The organism is Alteribacter populi (assembly GCF_002352765.1).
In the GTDB taxonomy this organism is placed as follows: domain Bacteria; phylum Bacillota; class Bacilli; order Bacillales; family Salisediminibacteriaceae; genus Alteribacter; species Alteribacter populi.
This window is the reverse complement of sequence record NZ_KZ293963.1, coordinates 3158596-3177420: the sequence shown is the minus strand read 5'-3', so window position 1 is coordinate 3177420 and position 18825 is coordinate 3158596. Positions and strand designations below refer to the sequence as shown.

The 18825-nt window shown below is 40.1% G+C and carries 19 protein-coding genes; 2 read left to right on the top strand and 17 right to left on the bottom strand.

Going from position 1 to position 18825, the window contains the following annotated elements; genetic code table 11:
- Positions 1-79 precede the first annotated feature (79 nt).
- The gene (locus CDZ94_RS14770) at positions 80-838 is read left to right on the top strand and encodes a TrmB family transcriptional regulator (protein WP_096438304.1); all 759 of its coding nucleotides are present in this window, start codon (positions 80-82) and stop codon (positions 836-838) included.
- A 142-nt stretch (positions 839-980) separates the two neighbouring features.
- Here CDZ94_RS14770 and CDZ94_RS14765 read toward each other — a convergent pair whose 3' ends face one another.
- The 4 genes from CDZ94_RS14765 to CDZ94_RS14750 all read right to left on the bottom strand — a co-directional run bounded on the left by CDZ94_RS14765 (position 981) and on the right by CDZ94_RS14750 (position 4435).
- The gene (locus CDZ94_RS14765; RefSeq protein ID WP_198520779.1) at positions 981-1850 is read right to left on the bottom strand and encodes a Cof-type HAD-IIB family hydrolase; all 870 of its coding nucleotides are present in this window, start codon (positions 1848-1850) and stop codon (positions 981-983) included.
- 1 nt (position 1851) lies between these two features.
- Positions 1852-2631: a transcriptional regulator GlcR gene (locus CDZ94_RS14760; RefSeq protein WP_096438302.1), complete on the bottom strand. Its 780-nt coding sequence runs from the start codon at positions 2629-2631 to the stop codon at positions 1852-1854.
- Positions 2632-3132: 501 nt separating this feature from the next.
- Positions 3133-3930: a cytochrome c oxidase assembly protein gene (locus tag CDZ94_RS14755; RefSeq protein ID WP_096438300.1), complete on the bottom strand. Its 798-nt coding sequence runs from the start codon at positions 3928-3930 to the stop codon at positions 3133-3135.
- Entirely contained in the window at positions 3920-4435 is a 516-nt protein-coding gene (locus CDZ94_RS14750) for a DUF2243 domain-containing protein (RefSeq protein WP_096438298.1), read from the bottom strand. Before CDZ94_RS14750 ends, CDZ94_RS14755 begins: the two co-directional genes overlap by 11 nt.
- Before the next feature lie 220 nt (positions 4436-4655).
- Here CDZ94_RS14750 and CDZ94_RS14745 point away from each other — a divergent pair, with 220 nt between their 5' ends.
- Complete coding sequence (locus tag CDZ94_RS14745; protein ID WP_096438296.1) at positions 4656-4850, top strand: hypothetical protein; 195 nt, start codon at positions 4656-4658, stop codon at positions 4848-4850.
- A 409-nt stretch (positions 4851-5259) separates the two neighbouring features.
- Here CDZ94_RS14745 and CDZ94_RS14740 read toward each other — a convergent pair whose 3' ends face one another.
- The 13 genes from CDZ94_RS14740 to cdaA all read right to left on the bottom strand — a co-directional run bounded on the left by CDZ94_RS14740 (position 5260) and on the right by cdaA (position 18613).
- On the bottom strand, positions 5260-6093 hold the full coding sequence (locus CDZ94_RS14740) for a class I SAM-dependent methyltransferase (RefSeq protein ID WP_096438294.1): 834 nt from the start codon (positions 6091-6093) through the stop codon (positions 5260-5262).
- A gap of 536 nt (positions 6094-6629) precedes the next feature.
- Positions 6630-7778, bottom strand: a complete 1149-nt coding sequence (locus CDZ94_RS14735) for an aminoglycoside phosphotransferase family protein (protein WP_157911766.1) — start codon at positions 7776-7778, stop codon at positions 6630-6632.
- A 247-nt stretch (positions 7779-8025) separates the two neighbouring features.
- Positions 8026-8904, bottom strand: coding sequence for a TraB/GumN family protein (locus CDZ94_RS14730; RefSeq protein ID WP_096438290.1), 879 nt, complete (start codon positions 8902-8904; stop codon positions 8026-8028).
- Positions 8905-8944: 40 nt separating this feature from the next.
- Complete coding sequence (locus CDZ94_RS14725) at positions 8945-9553, bottom strand: ABC-2 transporter permease (RefSeq protein WP_096438288.1); 609 nt, start codon at positions 9551-9553, stop codon at positions 8945-8947.
- Positions 9550-10440, bottom strand: coding sequence for an ABC transporter ATP-binding protein (locus tag CDZ94_RS14720; RefSeq protein ID WP_096438286.1), 891 nt, complete (start codon positions 10438-10440; stop codon positions 9550-9552). The genes CDZ94_RS14725 and CDZ94_RS14720 overlap by 4 nt, the downstream gene beginning before the upstream one ends.
- A complete protein-coding gene (locus CDZ94_RS14715) occupies positions 10440-10817 on the bottom strand; it encodes a GntR family transcriptional regulator (protein WP_096438284.1) in 378 nt (125 codons plus the stop codon). Before CDZ94_RS14715 ends, CDZ94_RS14720 begins: the two co-directional genes overlap by 1 nt.
- Before the next feature lie 315 nt (positions 10818-11132).
- Positions 11133-11345 carry a GNAT family N-acetyltransferase gene (locus tag CDZ94_RS21990; RefSeq protein ID WP_096438282.1) on the bottom strand — a complete coding sequence of 71 codons (213 nt, stop codon included), beginning with the start codon at positions 11343-11345 and terminating at the stop codon, positions 11133-11135.
- On the bottom strand, positions 11309-11629 hold the full coding sequence (locus CDZ94_RS14705; RefSeq protein WP_096438280.1) for a hypothetical protein: 321 nt from the start codon (positions 11627-11629) through the stop codon (positions 11309-11311). Before CDZ94_RS14705 ends, CDZ94_RS21990 begins: the two co-directional genes overlap by 37 nt.
- Positions 11630-11712: 83 nt before the next feature.
- On the bottom strand, positions 11713-11850 hold the full coding sequence (locus tag CDZ94_RS14700; protein ID WP_232735665.1) for a hypothetical protein: 138 nt from the start codon (positions 11848-11850) through the stop codon (positions 11713-11715).
- A gap of 530 nt (positions 11851-12380) precedes the next feature.
- Positions 12381-14183, bottom strand: a complete 1803-nt coding sequence (gene glmS / locus CDZ94_RS14695; protein ID WP_096438278.1) for a glutamine--fructose-6-phosphate transaminase (isomerizing) — start codon at positions 14181-14183, stop codon at positions 12381-12383.
- Positions 14184-15046: 863 nt separating this feature from the next.
- A complete protein-coding gene (gene glmM, locus CDZ94_RS14690) occupies positions 15047-16408 on the bottom strand; it encodes a phosphoglucosamine mutase (protein ID WP_096438276.1) in 1362 nt (453 codons plus the stop codon).
- 29 nt (positions 16409-16437) lie between these two features.
- The gene (locus CDZ94_RS14685; protein WP_096438274.1) at positions 16438-17802 is read right to left on the bottom strand and encodes a CdaR family protein; all 1365 of its coding nucleotides are present in this window, start codon (positions 17800-17802) and stop codon (positions 16438-16440) included.
- Complete coding sequence (gene cdaA, locus CDZ94_RS14680) at positions 17795-18613, bottom strand: diadenylate cyclase CdaA (RefSeq protein ID WP_096438272.1); 819 nt, start codon at positions 18611-18613, stop codon at positions 17795-17797. The genes CDZ94_RS14685 and cdaA overlap by 8 nt, the downstream gene beginning before the upstream one ends.
- Positions 18614-18825 lie beyond the last annotated feature (212 nt).

The following is an 18825-nucleotide window of genomic DNA, read 5'->3' as shown; positions in this document are numbered from 1 at the left end:
TGAAACTCTCTACTGATATTTATGCTTAAAGAGGATGTCGCACTTATAAAGAAAAGATTAGATTCAAACAGGAGGAACTATGTTACAAAAATTCGGTTTTTCACAATATGAAAGTAAAGTATACGAAGTCCTTGCTTCAAGTGAGGAACCTATGACCACCACTACAATTGTTAAATATTCTGGCGTCCCAAAGGCTAAAATATATGAGGTTTTATCACGTTTAACTGAAAAAGGAATGATCATGGACTCGGTTTCAGAAAAGAAAAAGGTTTATACAGCATTACCATTACCTCTTGCTATTGAAAAACTAACCACCGAATTTCAACACAACATAGAACAATTAAAAATAAATACCGCTAAAAAATCCTATTCCGACGACCGCGTGTGGAGTTTAAAAGATGAAACATCGATTCGAACACAGAGTAAACAACTCATGCAACAAGCTAAAAAATCTATTCGAATATCAGCCTGGGACAATAATCTCAAAGAATACCTGACACTATTAGAAGAAAAAGAAACCGAGGGTATTGATGTAGAAGTTCTTGTAGTAGGAGGGTTAAAGACAAACTTAGCAAAAGTATATACACTCACACCTGCCGAAGAGCATCATGCATTAGAACGATTTCAACTGATGATCATTGACGATCAAGAAGTTATTTTTACTGGTGTAGAAGACCGCACATGGCAAGCAATGAAAACCATGTCCAACCCATTTGTAAAGGTGTTTACAGAATTCTTCTATCATGACGTCGCACTAACGAAAATAAGTGAAAAACATCACCACCTATTAATGGACGACCCAGAAATAAGAAGCATCCTATTGAAATTACGATATTAGTCTGGTGCCAGTCTGGTGCCTGACCCCCGGCGCGGTGATGTGGTAAAGCAGTGGGGGTCAGGCACCTTATAACTCAAACCCTTATTGTTACGCCACAACCGCAATTGCGTTACGCCAATAAGAGGTTAAGTATCATGGTTCATTACTTCTTGACTTCCTTTGTTAACGAATAAATAAAGTGAGCCACTCCGTTCTCTTTGTTGGAGAGGGTAACTTCATGACAGCAGTCTTTAATCTCTTGCTGAGCATTGCCCATTGCTGCACTTTTTCCTGCTATTTTTAACATAGATAAGTCATTGAAGCTATCACCTACAGCAGCTGTTTCATCTATATTTACCTTTAACTTATTAGCTAGGATATTTAAGGCAATTCCCTTTGAAGCGTTTTTGTGCTCTAGTTCGAAATTATGTTTAGCAGACTTCACTATAGTCAAATCCTGAGTACCCTCAAATTTTGCCCAACCTTTACTGAGTTTCGCTTCATCAAACGAGAAGGCTAGAATATTATAAAACCCCATATCTGTATCGAGTAGGTCTGTATAGGACTCGATAAAGGAAAATCCGAATTGACTGTATTGCTTCTCAAGCGCACGTTTCAGCTCATTAACGCTTAATTCCGGATTGGCGCTCGCTGCCCTGTCCATCTCGATTGTTAAAAGCTCCCTACCATTCTGCGGAGTCACGATTGCATGGTCGCTGAACACTTCATAATAAAAAGCTTCTTCCTCAAGCCAACTCAAAATATCGAGGGCCACCTGTTTATTGATTGATTGTGCGTGAAATCGTTCACCATTCGGCTGATAGATCGTTGCCCCATTAGCTGCAATGATCCACGGTTTTATATTTGTATGTTTGAAAATTTCTTGAACATCAAAATGAGCACGTCCAGTAGCAATAACAACTTCAATTCCATGTGTCTGAGCATACTTGATCGCTTCCAAATTCTCTTTACTTACTTGGTTTTCTTCATTTAGCAATGTGCCATCTAAATCGATCGCGATCATTTTTATCATCTTAGTCCTCTCCCCCAGTTTCTTGATCGGCGGTTAAAAGTTCCACGTTGGATTTAGTCAACAATTCTCTGAATGCAATTGGAGGTGTTTTATCGGTAATTAGCAGATCAATATCAGTGAGATTAGCAAACCTGAAAAAATCAGTATTTCCTAGCTTTGTATGATCCGCTAAAACAATGACCTGATTAGCCTGTTGGATCATTTTTCGCTTCACCACCCCGTCTTCCTCATGGGCGATAGTCAGTCCTTTTTCAGATATACCTACAACTCCGATAAACGCTTTATCGACATGGTATTCTGAAAGTTTTTCCACCACAGAAGACCCATAAAGAAAGCGGTGCTCTTTTTGCAGCGCTCCACCTAAGAGTTGGATATTGACTTCCGGTTTGAAAGATAATACCTCCGCTTGGTTAATCGAGTTCGTGATCACAGTACAATCTATGTTTTCAATCTGTTCCGCACATGATTGAACCGTTGTTGACGCATCCAATATTACTCTGTCACTAGAGTAAATTAAGGAGGCCGCCATTTTTCCGATAACCTTTTTTTCTTCCGATACCGTTTTTAATCGATTAGAATACGTTTTTATTTCATCATGAACCGACGGAAGAATTGCCCCACCGCGTGTCCGCACAATGGCGTTTTCTTCCTCAAGCCTGACAAGGTCTCTTCTTGCTGTATCTCTTGAAACATCAAAGAGCGCGCCGATTTGATCGACAGAGATCCGATTATTTTCTTTTAGGAATTCTAAAATAGATACAAGTCTCTCTTCTTGATACAAGAACCAACACCAACTTTTAGTGATGCTCAAAAAGCTCGGTAAAATAGCTATTGAATCTCTCCGGTGGCTATTCCCCCCCCTTTTTGAACACGCATTATTAAGTACTTATAAGTAATCGTACACCATTTTTGCTTTTTTTTAATTATATATAAGTAATATTAAGTAGTCAATGGTTAACTTATGGTGCCTGACCCCCACCGCTGTACAGCATTAATGCGGCGGGGGTCAGGCACCACTAAGATGAGTTTCGGGTTGTTTATTGCTCCTGCGCGTTTTTTCGACTTGTTAAACAAACGTTTGATTAAATTGAGAAGAATGTGGTTAATGCTCGAGATACGAAGAAGGGTCACTAATCAATACATCGGCCATACCCCAAGAGGCGCATTCTATCAAACTCGAAGGTCGTAAAACCTTAATACACGTACACAACAACGCGATAGACCACATTGAGGATTGTAATGATCATCATGGCGGTGATTTACATCCCTACCATCCTTGCTTTTATAAATGTTCAGTCGCCACCTTTGATGTTCGGGGGCGGGTCGCTTTAAACCATTGAAAGCAAAGAATGAAGATAATAACAATATCTATGGCATCTCCACCATAGTACATGAGCATACCGCCTATTTCTGCTTGTGACGCAGGTACGCCGGCAGGTGGGTAAGCATATAGGTACTTTGATAAAATACCATGACCAGCTAAAGCAAATACCAGCACAATCGAACGATAGACGTAGCTAGATCTATGTGGTGTCGGATCTATATAAATCATCGATATAGTGAAAACATAACCCGCTAAAAATACGTGTAAGTGAATAAATACATGAAGAATGATATTTTGATGCATTGCTGAATATAAGTCAGTTGTATAAAGGATCCACAAGCCTCCAACGTTGAACAAGGACGCCACAATCGGATCACTTACAACACGAAATGGCCAACTTTTAAGCAAACGAGAAAGACGACGTGCCAGCGTGACATTGAGTGTGCGCAGAATAAGTGTCAAAGGGGCGGCTAACACCATAAGTAGTGGAGCAAGCATGCCAAGAAGCAAATGTCCAAGCATATGCGCCGAGAAATCTACATGCGCACGGTCCGCTAAGGGACCAGCAACTGCAAAAGCAGCGCAGAAAATTCCAGTAACCCAAAATGCCGTGCGGTAGACTGGCCATTTTTTGAGTCGCCGATTGGAAATGACTACCGCAAGGATATAAATAGCTAACCCAATTACAAAGGGGAGGACTAAGGTTAGTTGTGGTACCACTCCAATGACATGGTGAATATGTTTATCATGATTCATCCGAAACAGCTCCGCCTGGTTGGTGTTTGTTTCGCGTACGATTAATAAGGATAATACCGACGATAACCATGGCAATAGCAGTGATATTCCATACTAAGTCATAGATTATGACATTATCTACGTAACGAATCTGATGTATGCGCATAAACTTGTGTTGAATGATACCATCATAAAGTTGGAATACACCCGCTCCAAGGAGGACGCCGCCCCACCACCTAGTCAGCCATAATGCATTTCGTCTCCGAAGATCGGCAAACATAAACAACCCTCCGATGGTTGCAAACCAGCTAAAAGCATGAAACAACCCATCTGAAATCAGACCGATATCGGTCGTCGACTTGTCATAAAAATGATGCCAACGCAGCAGTTGATGAAAAACCACCTCATCGAAAAAGGCGATTAGACCAAGTCCAAACAAAATGCCCGACCATAAATTGCGAGTCGAGTATACATAGCGATTAGTATCATTGGAACTTTGCTTGTATTGATTGGTTTCCGTTTTCATACAGTGCCCCTTATGCATTTTTGCTTTCCATTTTTAGTCCATCATCCCCCCATTCTAGCCTAAATAAATAACCTCTATTCAACTCGCAAGCACTTAGTAAAGTGTCAAAAGACCCTACAATCCATGAAGAATCTTAAAACAGGGTGAAAGCGCAAGCACCTTGGTGAGCGGCGTGAAAGTAGCTCTCCTCTAAAGAACGACATGGATTGGCGGTATCAAAATGATTCCTGTAGAGGTTGAACGTCGAATCGCCGTGTATTTCTTTCACAGTTATTTACCTGAAGAAGTGATGATTACATTCGTGGATTCACTTATACCAGCGTGTGTGTTAGTTGAAGAAGATTCTATAGATCATGATGAACTTGTTAGATTAGCAATAGAGATCATCGATCAACACTTTGAAGAAGAAACTTGAGAAAAGATATACGACACTGCCTTTATTTATCCTTGCACTAACGTTCTACAAACATTGATTTAAAAAGAGAAATCAATGGAGCTTAAGATGGGAACAAAGCCCAGCTAAAAAGGATGGCCCTCACCGTTGGTGAGGGCCATCCTTTTTATTTGATGTTTACATGAGCGTTGATTGAATAAAAATACACTCGCTTGCCGCGGGCAAGGCTTCAGCTAATCGGGGGAGATCGCCCCGATGGATCTTCAGCTCTCGCTTTCCCGCAGGCGTCTCGTGATTTTTGATCAATCTACCTTCAAGCTTGAAATTGACTAGTTTGCCAAGGACCAGCAACGGTTTGTAATCCGCATAAAAGAGAATATATTGCTATTTGAAAAAAGTGATAACACATTTTTCTTTCTCTTTGTTCAATTTACCCTTGTTTTTCTAACAATAACGCGATAGTTTTATCTCCTCCATTACCAGTTTCACCAGAAACATCATCGTATATTTCTTTTACAGTAAACCCTACAGCAGTTACCTCTTTGATGAATAATTCTTTTGTGAAGAATTGATGCCAAATGTTGTAAGTTTCTATTTTATCATCGGTAACCACCGTTGTTTGCTCTAATGTTACTCTATCAGGATATTTAAGATTTCTACCGATAGATACATAGGAATCCTTTGACCAGAAACCACCATTTTCATTAAAACTCCAATATTGTTCTTCCTTGAACTGATCAAATATTTTTTGCGAGAAAACATCTAATAACAACTGTCCTCCATTCTTCAAACTGTTCCAAATGTTGAAAAGTAATTTACTGCGATCGTCAGTCGCAAGAGCACCATAATCGCAATATATCAATAGAGCCAAGTCATAGATATTTGAATCATTTAATTCCATATAATTCTCATGGCGATATTCAATATCAAAATCTAGTTTTTTTGCTTGTTCTTTAGCATAACGAATTGAGTTTTCAGAGAAGTCTATGCCTTTTACCGTATAACCTTTTTTGGCTAATCGCTCACTATAAAGACCAGGACCACAACCTAAATCTAATACTTTTTGATAAGATTTTTTGGGGGCAACTTGTTGAATGAAATCAATAGATTTATCAATAAATGCAAAACTCCTACTAGCTCCTTCAGTATCAGAGCTTAAATGAGCTTCTAATAATCGTTTGGAAATATAAGGATCCTGCCAAAAAGCATTATCTGCTTGCTCAAATCGTGAAGGTACGTGCAAATGGTTTAATAAATTATTCATAAAAACTTCCTCCTAAAATTTTTAAAACACAAAAAACCGCAGAGCTTTACTCTGCGGTTCAAAAAGAGACTAAGTCCGTAGAGTAAAAAATCAAATGGGCATACCAAATAAACACATAAAAATGCTTATTTTCAGTTTGCTTCAATTTGATTTTTTTACTCTTTTCCAGTCATAACAAAGTTCACGAAAATCAAACTTCTGCTATGCCGAACTTCTTCACCTATCCTTTTAGTGTTTTTGTTAACATAACAGACAATAAACTGCGAAGTAACTACTAGTTTAACCCCTTTTTAACAACTTTATTATCCTGTAAACGACTTTATTGTAAGTTATACATGCTGTCGTTTGCAATAAAGTTTGATCAAAAATAGATCGCAAATCCACATATTGCTGCAAATAGAAAGAATCCATTTTGAAAAAAGGTTGATCAAAATGGATTCCTTCTTTGTGAAGTATTGTTCAATTTTTATCTAAATTTTTCATTTTGTAGCATTAATCTTCAACAACCGAGTAATTTTCATAAATAAGTAAATCTACTATAATCTAGTCTCTTTCCAAGCTTCTGCTACCTTAAGCATTTTATAACCAAATGGTTCCTCACCAATTTTGATTAAAAATAAACCCGTAGAGATTGACTGAATGTAACCCCATTCCCATATACCTTGTGTGTCTTCACCAGTTAATTGTCCGAGCAAGGAACAGCGTATTTTACCATTTTCTAACGGATCTTCTATTAAATCATCGAGCCACTCGCGCATGAGGATACCTAGGTCATAGGATGGTTCAGCTATCAAACCATCAGGATCAATCAGTTTAAATAAAGGTTGAGGCTCTGTTGGGTTTTGAAGAATATTTCCACTGTGAGCATCACCATGAACCAAAACAGCTTTTTTTAAGTCTATATTGGTTAATCGTGATTCTAAAAAGGTGAGCGATTGGTCGATAAGTTCCTTTGAACATGGCTTTCCAAGATCTTTCCAGAGTGCTGGAATAAAATTTGTAAACCATTCAATAAGATCATGAATCGACTGTAAATGATGGGATTGTTGTATAGGTTTCCATGACTGCTTTAGCGTCGAACAGATAATTTTTATTTCTTCTTTAGTAGAATACCCTAATTGATGTAAAGGTTTGCCCAAACGTTCCAATAATAAAGCTCTTTGATTCATATCTTCATTAATTAGCCGTACATACCCATCCCCGTTTACAATACGTAAAGCCTCAACTTCTTGTTCAAGCACTGAGTTGCCTTCCATTTGAGGCATCACTAACTTAAGAATAGCGTTACCTCCATCATGAGCTGAAACTTCGGCCACAAAAGCTTCCGATCCACCTTCAAGTGTTTTTTCTATACGTATGCCCCATCTTTGTTCCAAGTCATAAATCGTATCCTTTAAATGATATAACCATTTTTCACCCTCATAACCCAAGCTTTTCGCTTTTTGCTGAACAAATTTTGAAACAAGTTCATTTTGTTTATCCGTCATCTTTCTTTCCTTTCTTATCTTAAAACGTATTAGAACCAATTCCCTGAGCTTCTTTAATCCATTTATCAACTTTAGGTTTTTTCCCCACAAAAACACCCCTTTGACAATGATATCCAAAGGGGTAAAACAGTGCAATTTTTTATGAACGGTTGAACAATTACTTACACATTCTGTTGCTTTGGAATAAAGTTTGATCAAAGATACCTCACAAACTTATATTTCACGTTAAATAAAATTAACCCTTTTTGAAAATAGATTGATCAAAACGAGTTAATTCCTTGTAAAACACTATGCAATTTTTATAAAAAAGATTGATCATTTTCTGGCCATGATCTTCCTCAAACGCGCCCGATCGTATTGCTTAAGACTTGTTCATCACTCATGATATTGCTGGTTTTTTGTTCAAATGTTTTCTGGGCAATTATCTGATCGAGCTCCCCCCTTTCTAATCAACATAGTTCACATCCAAACCTTCATCCTCCAGAATGGACACAATGCTCGGTTCTTCAGTCATGTGCAACGTACCCACGAACACAAAATACGTTTGACCGGAGTCATTTTCCAATATGTCCTCGATCTGCTCAGCCATATCGAAATTACGGACATCGTTGAGTTCTTTCATATATTCATCTGGATAGTCATCCGTCGGCTCAGCCATCGCATCGACATCTCCATCTCTCCAAATGCTAACGAGATGTTCCAATTCTGCGTCCATGTTCTCCCATTCCGATACAGCAGCTTCAAGCAACTCAATTTGCGTATCATCCGAAAAGCCAGCTAACATTTCCATCTGATCCTCATAACTTTCCAGTTCAACAATCTCTTTGCCATCCTCTTCAGCACGATCAAGGAAGTACTGATCGACGCTATGTTGAGCATCATAATCCGTTTGTTCAATCGCCAATTGCAGCAGTAGCATTTCGATATACCATGGCTGGAAGTTGTCAAACATTTCAGCCTCAAAACCGAGTGACTCGAGCGTTCCTTCTACCTCAGCATATAAATCAGCAGGCAAGTGATCTTCCAATGTCATTGTCCCGTCATATGTGGCCAGATCCATAACGTGCGATTGCATGTCATCCGTATCGATATCATTTGTGTTAATCTCCGGTAACACAACGTCTGCTTCTTCATAGGCTTCCTCGGTATTTGATTGCAACGGATAAAAATCTTCTTCCCCGAGATGAATGGTGCCTTGTAAATAAACGTTCGTATCCCCTTCTTCCACTTCCCATAGGAAGCCGCCAGTGCCATCTGAACTGTTCTGGCAGGCAGCCAACAGCAAGATGGATAGCAGCATCGAAATAAAAGCTTTATATCGCATTTTTGTATTCCTCCTGGCTCTAAGCTTAATATTCTTTTCTTTAAAACTGTTTCGCAACGTAAACGCGCACTGAAATCATCCAAGACAAAATCAAAATCAGTATGGACGCTGCAGTCACCCCGGTCATCAGGGCTACAGTTGATTGCTGTTGAATAAAAATAACGATTGTATCGAGAACATTTGTTTTTGAAAGAATCGGTCCCATTACCAATAAACCGATGAGTACTGCAGAGAAAACGTAACCCATGAAACGATGTCCGAAAATAATGTAAATTGGATAGTAAAATGCAATCACCATCATAATAGCAGCAGCTGCCAGCGCGATTTCAGTTAGCGGTGTATAGCCTGGGATAAGAATGTTTGGTACGATTGTTAATATCAAAAGCAGCATACCGACCAAAAGTCCACTTATATATTTAGATGTGACCACCAAGCAGCGATTAACGGGTAGACTATTGATCAGTATGTGGCTATTATTCTGATCATCAACATAACTAGTTGAGAATAGATAGACACCTACAAACAATATCGATACGAATGAAGGTATTTGATCGTCACCAATGACCCACGCTGCAACAGCGAAAAAAATAAATGTTGCAGCATATGTCGATTGGTTTGAATAGTATTCCTTTAATAATAATGCCTTCATAGGGTCTCCCTCCTTGAAATTGAATTGTGCTGTTCACCTCGAACAGTAAAGACCATAATTTGTTCCAAGTTCGCCGGCTCTACTAAAACTTCTTGGCCAAAAACTTTGGCTATTTCAGCACGGTTTGCTGTTAAAGCCTCGAAACCAAAATCCGTCTCCCTAATACCGATCAAATGCTTGCGTGTATCCGCATCAAGTAGCTGTGTGTCTCCTTTTACAATGGCAAAGCGTTCCAAAATATCATCCTTCGTTTCATGAAAAAGAATGTTCCCTTCATCAATGAATGTAATGTAATCGGCAATCTGTTCAAGGTCTGATGTAATATGCGTGGAGAAAAAGATTGTTTTTTCTTCGTCTTGCATAATCTCGGAAAACACATTTAAAATTTCGCTGCGAAAAATGGGATCCAAACCGGAAGTTGGTTCATCCATAATAATGAGATCGGCGTGATGAGCTAATGCAATCGCTAACGAGAATTTCATTTTCATACCGCTGGAAAGCTGTTTAATCTTACGCTTAAGCGGCAAGTCGAACTGACGGGCTATTTCATAAAATAGCGCATCATCCCAGTCCATATAAAAAGCTGCAACGATTTTTTTCATTTTGTCGATCGTAAGGTGATCGTAAAAATGATTTTCCGCGTAAACGAACCCGATACGTTCTTTTACAGCACGTTCATTCTCTTTATGGTCCAATCCAAACAGCTCAATCCTACCCGAATCCATATGAATGAGATTCATAATCATTTTAATCGTACTCGTTTTACCCGCTCCATTTGGGCCAATAAATCCCGTTACAAACCCCTTCTTAACCGGAAAAGAAATATTGTTCAAAGAAAACTGCTTATATTGCTTCGATACATTTTCAAGTTTAATTGTATTTTCCATTATTTGTCCTCCTCATATAACATTTCCAAAAGCTCTTTTAGTTCGCCAAGACTCAAACTCGCCCGCTTACTGTCTTCAATGACTTGTGCCAGCTGCTCTTCAATCTGGTTTAATCGCTTTTCACGAAGTAATTCCATATTTTGACTGGCTACGAACGACCCCTTCCCAACGAACGACGTAATGAAGCCTTCATTTTCTAATTCAACATAAGCACGTTTCGTCGTAATTAAGCTGATGCGTAAATCTTTAGCGAGTTTGCGCATAGACGGAAGAGCGTCCCCTTCCGTCAATTCATCATTTAAGATTTTCTCTTTGATTTGGTTCTTAATCTGCTCATAGATTGGTTCTTTGGACTGGTTAGAAATTAAAATTCTCATAGACATCCTCATTTCAATGAGATCTTTGTATATAGTGTGTATGTATATAATATACATTGAACCCTTTTATGTGTCAATAAAAAAATACACTGGATCTCAGTGTATCAACAATGCATATTATTCAAATTTAAAAAAAGCTGCCCTCATCAAAGGAAATTCGTTAGTCCAGAATTCTTATTCCTGTGACTAGCCTTAAACGGTAGACAGGTATGCGCTCTTTCAACAATCGCGCCTTGATCGTATTCTGGAATAAGCCTAATGCTTTTAAAATTCCTATACAATTAAAATGATATCTTGTTGAAGTCATTCGATAGTTTATTTTTTATCTAATGTTGCCATCATATCCCACGATGTTCCATCTATACCGACTTTCACAAACCCACACCTTTCATACAAACGAAGAGCAGGATTGTTGGGATCAACACTAAATGATAATGAAATGAAACCAGAATCCTTAGCTTTCCTTATCATTTCATTAAGAAGTAGAGTTCCTATCCCTTGACCTCTATGTTTTGGTAGAACAGCCATGCTAAGTACTGGAGTGTTTTTATCATATATCCATATGTTTTATTTGCTTCATCAAATAAACGTGTCCATATTGCTCCAACGGGGTTATCACTTAAATCCGTCGCGATATAGGCTATATCTCCTTGTCTTCCCCAATTGCATAAATATTTTAGTATATCAGGTTGGTTTAAGATCTCCCGTGAAGGTCGCGCATCTCCTTCTGGAACATAAATTGCTTGATAAAGCATCTCCCATAGAAAATCAATATCTTGTTCCTTTTCTGATCTAATCTTATAATCTGCCAAGTTCACTCCTCCTTCCTTTATTTTAAAAAGCTCCTTTTTATTAATTAAAAGCGCCCGTTTGCTTTAAAATTACGTATCTCCACTTACTCTAATTTTAAAAGCTCTGCAATAATATCAGAGCTACCAGGCATCAATAAAACTAATGATACAACAACGAATAGAACACCAATAACAAATAACAAAATAACTGCTTTAACTGCTGCAGACACACCTTTTTTCATAACACTCACAATAACAAGAATAATACCTATCAAAAGTAAAAGTAAATATCAAAAACCCCATAACATCGCCCCCTTCTATGAATCACCCGTTGTGCAACAATCTGGCCCGATTGCTGTATAACCTTATATCTTTATATCTTTTACAACAGGAAACCTTTCAATTAAAGTATATCCAAAGGGCAATACGGTGCATCTTCTTATAAGCGGTTAAACTTTAAGCAATATCGTTCTCGTAATATCTCACGACCATGGTGGATTTTATTGTAGCTTTGAAATAAAGGTTGATTAAAAGTGTTGCTCAAACCCTCTTTTTACAACAAACAAATAGAATCAATTTTGAAAAAAGATTGATCAAAACGGATTCTATTCTTGTGAATGGTGTGTGCAATTTTTATAATAAAGTTTGATCACTTTTTCTTTCGCCAGAAAAACACCCCTTTGACAATGATATCCAAAGGGGTAAAACAGTGCAATTTTTTTATGAACGGTTGAACAATTACTTACACATTCACAACATCCATTAACAACTACTACTCCACCGTAACACTCTTCGCGAGATTACGAGGCTTATCAACATCACACCCACGGTGCAACGCTGCATAGTAAGAGATCAGCTGTAATGGCAGGACGCTCACAAGCGGAGTCAGGTATTCATGAACGCGCGGGATGACGATTGCGTCTCCTTCGTCTTCGAATCCTTCCATGCTTATAAGGCATGGGTAAGCGCCGCGAGAGACGACTTCTTTCATATTGCCGCGAATGCTTAAGTTGACGTGCTCTTGGGTGGCTAAGCCGATCACGGGTGTGCCTTCTTCAATCAGGGCAATGGTACCGTGCTTCAGTTCTCCTCCAGCAAAGCCTTCCGCTTGAATGTAGGAGATTTCTTTTAGCTTTAGTGCGCCTTCAAGGCAGACATGATAATCCATCGCGCGACCAATGAAGAAGCAGTTGCGTGTGACACTCAAGTATTCGCGTGCGACTTGCTCGAGTGATTCTTTTTGGTCAGTTAATGTTTCCATTGCATTCGCAACAATCGCAAGCTCCTGAAGGGGATCGAATTCCATTTCAACGCCCCCGGCATGAGCTGTGTCTACAGCTAAAATCGCAAGAACTGCCATTTGAGCTGTGTATGCTTTTGTTGAGGCTACGGCAATTTCTGGTCCAGCGTACGTGTGCAGCGTGTAGTCAGCTTCACGGGATAAGGTGGAGCCAGGTACATTTGTAATCGTAAGGGATTTATGGCCCAATTCCTTTATATTCACAAGGACGCCGCGGCTGTCCGCAGTTTCGCCACTTTGTGAAATAAAAATAAAGAGTGGTTTTTCGCTTAACAGTGGCATGTTGTAAAGAAACTCACTAGCAATATGCGTTTCAACAGGCTTGTTGGCGATTTTTTCAATCAGTTGTTTTCCGACTAAACCAGCGTGGTAGCTTGTGCCTGCAGCGATGACATAAATTCGATCTGCATCAAGCACCGCTTCTCGAATGTCTTCATCAAGTTTAATCGTGTCGTTGTCATCTTTATATTTTGTAATGATATTTCGGATTACGTAAGGCTGCTCATCTATTTCCTTGAGCATGTAGTGCGGATACGTTCCTTTTTCAATATCACTTGCATCAAGTTCAGCGATATAAGAGTCGCGGGAAACTTCTAAACCATCAAGTGTTTTAATCGTTACCTTGTCTCGTTTAACGATGACGACTTCTTCGTCCATGAGCTCAACGAATTCATTGGTTACTTGTAGCATCGCCATTGCGTCACTTGCGACGACGTTCACACCGTCTGCAAGACCGACAAGCAGTGGACTTTTATTTTTCCCCACATAGATTGTATCCGGATCTTCATTGTCTAAAAGCGCGGTTGCATAAGAACCTTTTAACAGACTAAGCGTCTTGCGGAACGCTGCTTCTGTTGACTTCCCCTCTTTAGCGAAGTGCTCAACAAGCTGTACGATAATTTCCGTATCTGTATCACTTGTAAGCTCCACGTTTTGAAGGTGTTCTTTACGCAATTGGGAGTAGTTTTCGATGACTCCGTTATGCACAATCGTATAGCGGTCGTTGTTGCTTTGATGAGGGTGAGCGTTAACTTGACTTGGTGCGCCGTGAGTTGCCCAGCGAGTGTGACCGATTCCGGCTGTTCCTTGCTCGTTTTCGTCTACGGAGTCACGCAACGTAGCAATACGACCTTTTTCTTTAAAAAGGCTGACACCGCCGTCGTTTATGACTGCAATTCCTGCAGAGTCGTACCCTCTATATTCAAGCTTTTCTAGACCTCGTAGTAAGATCTCTTTTGCATCCTCTGTTCCGATATATCCGACAATTCCACACATAATGACATTTCCTCCCTTAGTAGGGCAAGAAAATGCACGGGGCACTCTTGCCCCACTCTCTATTTTCGTAATGCAGTGTCATCATGACCCCAGCTTTTGTTCAAAGAGTCGCCTCTTTGTTTTAGGCTGTGATTTTTCGGTTGTGATGGTGCAACCGGGAGGCATCCGCCGAAACTTCGATAAACCTCCTCCTCGTCAACTATTCAATTCATTTCCGTTCGTTTGAATAGCCCAGGCGCTTTTTAAAGATGTCGTTTTCCTTCTATCCCCCTTCTATGTTTTTAAATACTCGCTCATCATACTACACAACAGGAAATTCGGTCAATATGAATTTTGTAATCATGACTCTCCCTCACACCACCTCCTTTGATTATTAGAAAAGCGCAAGGCGCATGAAGCTAAGATAATTAGGTATTGATGCGCGTTATTTGTCGAATCGCCGATATCCGAGCTATTTCCGCTGATATCATGCTGATTTCCGCCGATATAAGACCAATTTCCGCTGATATATTGCCTGTTTGCGCCGATATCATGCTTGAACAGTTGATAAAGCATCTGCTCGCGTCGATATATTACTCAAATAATTACTCTGTTTGTTGTTTTTGAGCGTTTTTCAGCTAAAATGATGGGTTGAAGGCAAAAATTTGCGTCCTTTTCCATCATCCGCAGTAGTTAAAAGGCTGTCACGCTTAAAAAATAGCAACAGTTTTTTATATAACATAAGATTTTCGCTCGAATCCGCTACAGGAGGATGCTTTCCGTGGGCAACGCTTCAGGCCACACATTGCAATAAGAAGCTGGCGTTACTAAATAAATATGCATGGACAGCGTAACCTGTGCTATCCATGCATTACTTTCCACCCTTATTCCAATGCTCCTAGCTCACGCTTTACGACATCGACGATCTTTTGTACGTAATGATCACAAAGTTCGACTGTCGGGGCTTCTGCCATGACGCGAACGAGGGGCTCTGTGCCTGATGGACGAACAAGAATACGCCCTTCCCCGTTCATTTCCGCCTCTACTGCGGTAATTTCGTGTGCAATCACTTCGCTGTCGTGAAGGGAATGCTTATCGGCAACTCGTACGTTTACAAGTTTTTGTGGATACTTTTTCATTTCTGCTGCAAGCTCAGATAGTGGCTTTTCAGTAGCTTTTAAAATATTGACGAGCTGAATCGCACTGAGTAAGCCGTCTCCTGTAGTCGTATAATCCAAGAAAATAATATGACCGGACTGCTCGCCACCGATGTTGTAGCCACCTTTGCGCATTTCTTCCATGACGTAACGGTCACCTACCGCTGTTTGCTTCGTTTCAGCACCGATCTTTTCAAGTCCTTTGTAGAAGCCAAGATTACTCATTACTGTTGAAACGACGGTGTTCTCTTTTAAGAATCCTTTTTCTTTCATGTACTTGGCACAAATAAACATGATTTGGTCGCCGTCAACAATTTGTCCGTTCTCATCCACAGCAATCAAACGATCTGCATCACCATCGAAAGCAAGACCGATGTCAGCGCCTTTTTCCTTGACTAATTCGACGAGAGATTCTGGGTGAGTCGAACCTACGCCATCGTTAATGTTAATACCATTTGGTGAAGCGCCGATTGTCGAGATTTTCTCTGCTTCAAGATCGGCAAACAAGTGCGCCGCCAGAGACGAGGCTGCACCGTGAGCACAGTCAAGAGCAATATGTAAGCCCGAAAAGTCTTGGTGAATCGTCTGCTTTAAGAATTGTAAGTATTTTTGACCACCTTCAAAGTAGTCGTTAACTTGTCCAAGATCAGCGCCTACTGGACGAGGAAGCTCATCTTCCATACCATCTTCTCTATTAAGGAGTTGTTCGATTTCTTCCTCCTGGCTATCAACGAGCTTGAACCCATCAGGACCAAAGAACTTGATGCCGTTATCTTCGACTGGATTGTGAGAAGCTGAAATCATCACCCCGGCTTGAGCACTCAATGCTTTTGTTAAGTAAGCCACTCCTGGTGTTGAAATAACGCCTATGCGCATCACTTCAGCACCGATGGATAGTAGGCCTGCAACGAGTGCTCCTTCAAGCATATGGCCTGAAACGCGTGTGTCTCGCCCAATAAGAATTTTTGGCTTTTCTGTTTCTCTCGTTAGTACATAACCGCCGTAACGCCCTAGTTTAAAAGCTAACTCTGGTGTAAGTTCTGTATTTGCTACCCCTCTAACTCCATCTGTTCCGAAAAACTTTCCCATGTAAATCTCTCCTTGTTTTTTCGTCTAGGTTATGACGAATTCTCTTCTTCTTCCGGTTCCTCTTCTATTTCTGTTTCACTGTTTTCTGTATCTTCATCGTCTTCAGTTTCGATGTCGTCTTCGATTTCTACATCGTCGTTGGCGTTTTGTGCACTTGCTTCATCATCATACACGATGAGGCTCACTTCATTCATCCCTTTTGTAAAGCGTAGATGCTGTGGTCCGTTTACTGTAATCGGCAGATCATATTCGCCAGCTTCTACGCCTTCCAAATCAACAAATGCTTCAATGTCTTCACGACTAATCCGCTCTAACAGAGTCGCAGTCCCCATTATTTCAAGGTCAAAGAATGCTTCTCCTGGAGAAACCAATTCAACTTCTTTTCCGTCTTCAAGGCCAACAATCTCAATTGGAACATTATTATACGAACGAGACTCTTCTTCCTCAATTTCAATATCAACAGAAATGGTTTCCGGATCTACACGTTCAACGCCATCAGGTACTGGCACGTCCACTTCTAATGTCGTATCCTCCGTAATTTCGCTTAAATCGACGTCAATCCCTTCGAGAAAGGAGATCTCATTTATGACTGAAACAGGTCCATAGATCGTGACGTCGGAAGGGTCCGCTTCTACAGAAGAGATTGCAAATCCTTCCGGAGGATCCCCTTCCCGTTCAATACGAACAGGTACCTCCTTATTCGGACTGGTAATCGGTACTTCTACGTCCACTGCTGAAGGGTCCGGTGTGATTGGCAAGGGATTTCCACTCGCATCAAGTAAGATGACACTCGCACTTTCTTCAAAGGTTCCATCTCTTCCTGACAGATCGACTAGAACTTGTGCTGAAGCAACTTGCTCAACTAATCCCGAAGCAGCTGTAACATCAACACTGGAAGGGTCAACAGAAGGGTTTCCTAACGTGTAACCCTCTTCTAGCTCCCCTTCGTTTTCTAATTCAATATCAATCGGGAATGAGGATGTTTGTTTTTCCTGTAGACCTACTCGGACTGTCATCGGTACAATCGAGACAGATAAGTCACTCGGAAAACCTGAATACTGCACCCGTTCATAATGCTCACCGGGTTCTTTATCCGTAAGATCAATAAAAACTTCATACTGCGGTCTGGTTACTTGTAGTAATGTAAGAACATTTTGAGGTCCACGTAAATTCACTTGAACTGTTTCTGGAGCTTCAGTGACCACATGTTCATCTTCATTATAATAAATGGTTAAATCAACTTCTTCAATAACCCGGTGGCCATTTGTAATTCCAGGGATTCCCCCTGCTTGCTGGTTCCCTACATTATCCATACTCACCATCATATAAAGCATAATCGCAATTAAAAGGGAAATGCCGCGAATAAACCATTTATTATTAAACCATTTATCCATTCTTTTTCCCTCCCCATTGCCAGCGTGATGAAGTGGAGTTAGTCTCCTCTGTTAACATCTCTTTAATGAGTAGGTCTCTAAGCGCATCTTCATCCAAGTTCCGGTGCAACTCACCGTTCTTCGTTAAAGATATGCCGCCTGTTTCTTCAGAGACAGCCAATGTAAGTGAATCGGTTACTTCACTCACACCAAGAGCAGCTCGGTGGCGAGTTCCTAATTCTTTTGAAATAAACGGATTTTCTGACAAAGGTAAGTAACAACCCGCTGCCATAATCTCATTTCCTTTAATGATGACCGCTCCATCGTGAAGAGGCGTGTTCGGAATAAAAATATTAATGAGAAGTTCCGATGTTAATTTGGCTTCAATCGAAATGCCCGTTTCTACATAGTCATTCATCCCTGTTTCCCGTTCAACAGAAATCAATGCCCCAATTCGTCGTTTCCCCATATAATTCGCCGCTTTTACGATATGATTGATCGTATTTTTCACTTCTTCTTCTTCTGCAGTTGAACTTTTTGCAAAGAACTTTCCGCGCCCCAACTGCTCTAACGCACGACGGAGCTCAGGCTGAAAGATAATAATAATCGCTAACAAACCATATGTAACAGCCTGATTCATAATCCATTGCAGCGTTTGTAGTCCTAAAAAGCTGCTTAAAAACCAGACAGCCAAAATCACAGTAATCCCTTTTACGAGTTGAACTGCCCTCGTCCCCCGAACTACCATGATCAATTTATATATGACAAAAGCCACTAGGGCAATGTCGATAACTATTCCTAATAAACGAAGTACTTGTATATCTTCAAACATGGCTTTCCTCCATGACAAAAATTCCTCGATAATAATATGTTCAAAAAGGAGGTCATAAGATTAATGAACGTGCCTTGGAATTATTGAAATCTGTCCTTTTTTATTATCCTAATAACCTCCTAATTATATCACAAAACGTTCACATTCGGCCTCGTTCTTTTCTTAATTCCCCTTTTAACCCCTTGTCTTCCCTATATTGAGACGGCACAATC

What these genes read in the sequence shown, in the direction of transcription:
- CDZ94_RS14700 (WP_232735665.1), bottom strand. Translation starts at nt 11,850, where the DNA reads ATGAAAAAAGGTGTGTCTGCAGCAGTTAAAGCAGTTATTTTGTTATTT.
- glmM (WP_096438276.1), bottom strand. Translation starts at nt 16,408, where the DNA reads ATGGGAAAGTTTTTCGGAACAGATGGAGTTAGAGGGGTAGCAAATACA.
- CDZ94_RS21990 (WP_096438282.1), bottom strand. Translation starts at nt 11,345, where the DNA reads ATGGCTGTTCTACCAAAACATAGAGGTCAAGGGATAGGAACTCTACTT.
- glmS (WP_096438278.1), bottom strand. Translation starts at nt 14,183, where the DNA reads ATGTGTGGAATTGTCGGATATATCGGAACAGAGGATGCAAAAGAGATC.
- CDZ94_RS14765 (WP_198520779.1), bottom strand. Translation starts at nt 1,850, where the DNA reads ATGATAAAAATGATCGCGATCGATTTAGATGGCACATTGCTAAATGAA.
- CDZ94_RS14770 (WP_096438304.1), top strand. Translation starts at nt 80, where the DNA reads ATGTTACAAAAATTCGGTTTTTCACAATATGAAAGTAAAGTATACGAA.
- CDZ94_RS14715 (WP_096438284.1), bottom strand. Translation starts at nt 10,817, where the DNA reads ATGAGAATTTTAATTTCTAACCAGTCCAAAGAACCAATCTATGAGCAG.
- CDZ94_RS14740 (WP_096438294.1), bottom strand. Translation starts at nt 6,093, where the DNA reads ATGAATAATTTATTAAACCATTTGCACGTACCTTCACGATTTGAGCAA.
- CDZ94_RS14725 (WP_096438288.1), bottom strand. Translation starts at nt 9,553, where the DNA reads ATGAAGGCATTATTATTAAAGGAATACTATTCAAACCAATCGACATAT.
- cdaA (WP_096438272.1), bottom strand. Translation starts at nt 18,613, where the DNA reads ATGTTTGAAGATATACAAGTACTTCGTTTATTAGGAATAGTTATCGAC.
- CDZ94_RS14745 (WP_096438296.1), top strand. Translation starts at nt 4,656, where the DNA reads ATGATTCCTGTAGAGGTTGAACGTCGAATCGCCGTGTATTTCTTTCAC.
- CDZ94_RS14755 (WP_096438300.1), bottom strand. Translation starts at nt 3,930, where the DNA reads ATGAATCATGATAAACATATTCACCATGTCATTGGAGTGGTACCACAA.
- CDZ94_RS14750 (WP_096438298.1), bottom strand. Translation starts at nt 4,435, where the DNA reads ATGAAAACGGAAACCAATCAATACAAGCAAAGTTCCAATGATACTAAT.
- CDZ94_RS14720 (WP_096438286.1), bottom strand. Translation starts at nt 10,440, where the DNA reads ATGGAAAATACAATTAAACTTGAAAATGTATCGAAGCAATATAAGCAG.
- CDZ94_RS14685 (WP_096438274.1), bottom strand. Translation starts at nt 17,802, where the DNA reads ATGGATAAATGGTTTAATAATAAATGGTTTATTCGCGGCATTTCCCTT.
- CDZ94_RS14730 (WP_096438290.1), bottom strand. Translation starts at nt 8,904, where the DNA reads ATGCGATATAAAGCTTTTATTTCGATGCTGCTATCCATCTTGCTGTTG.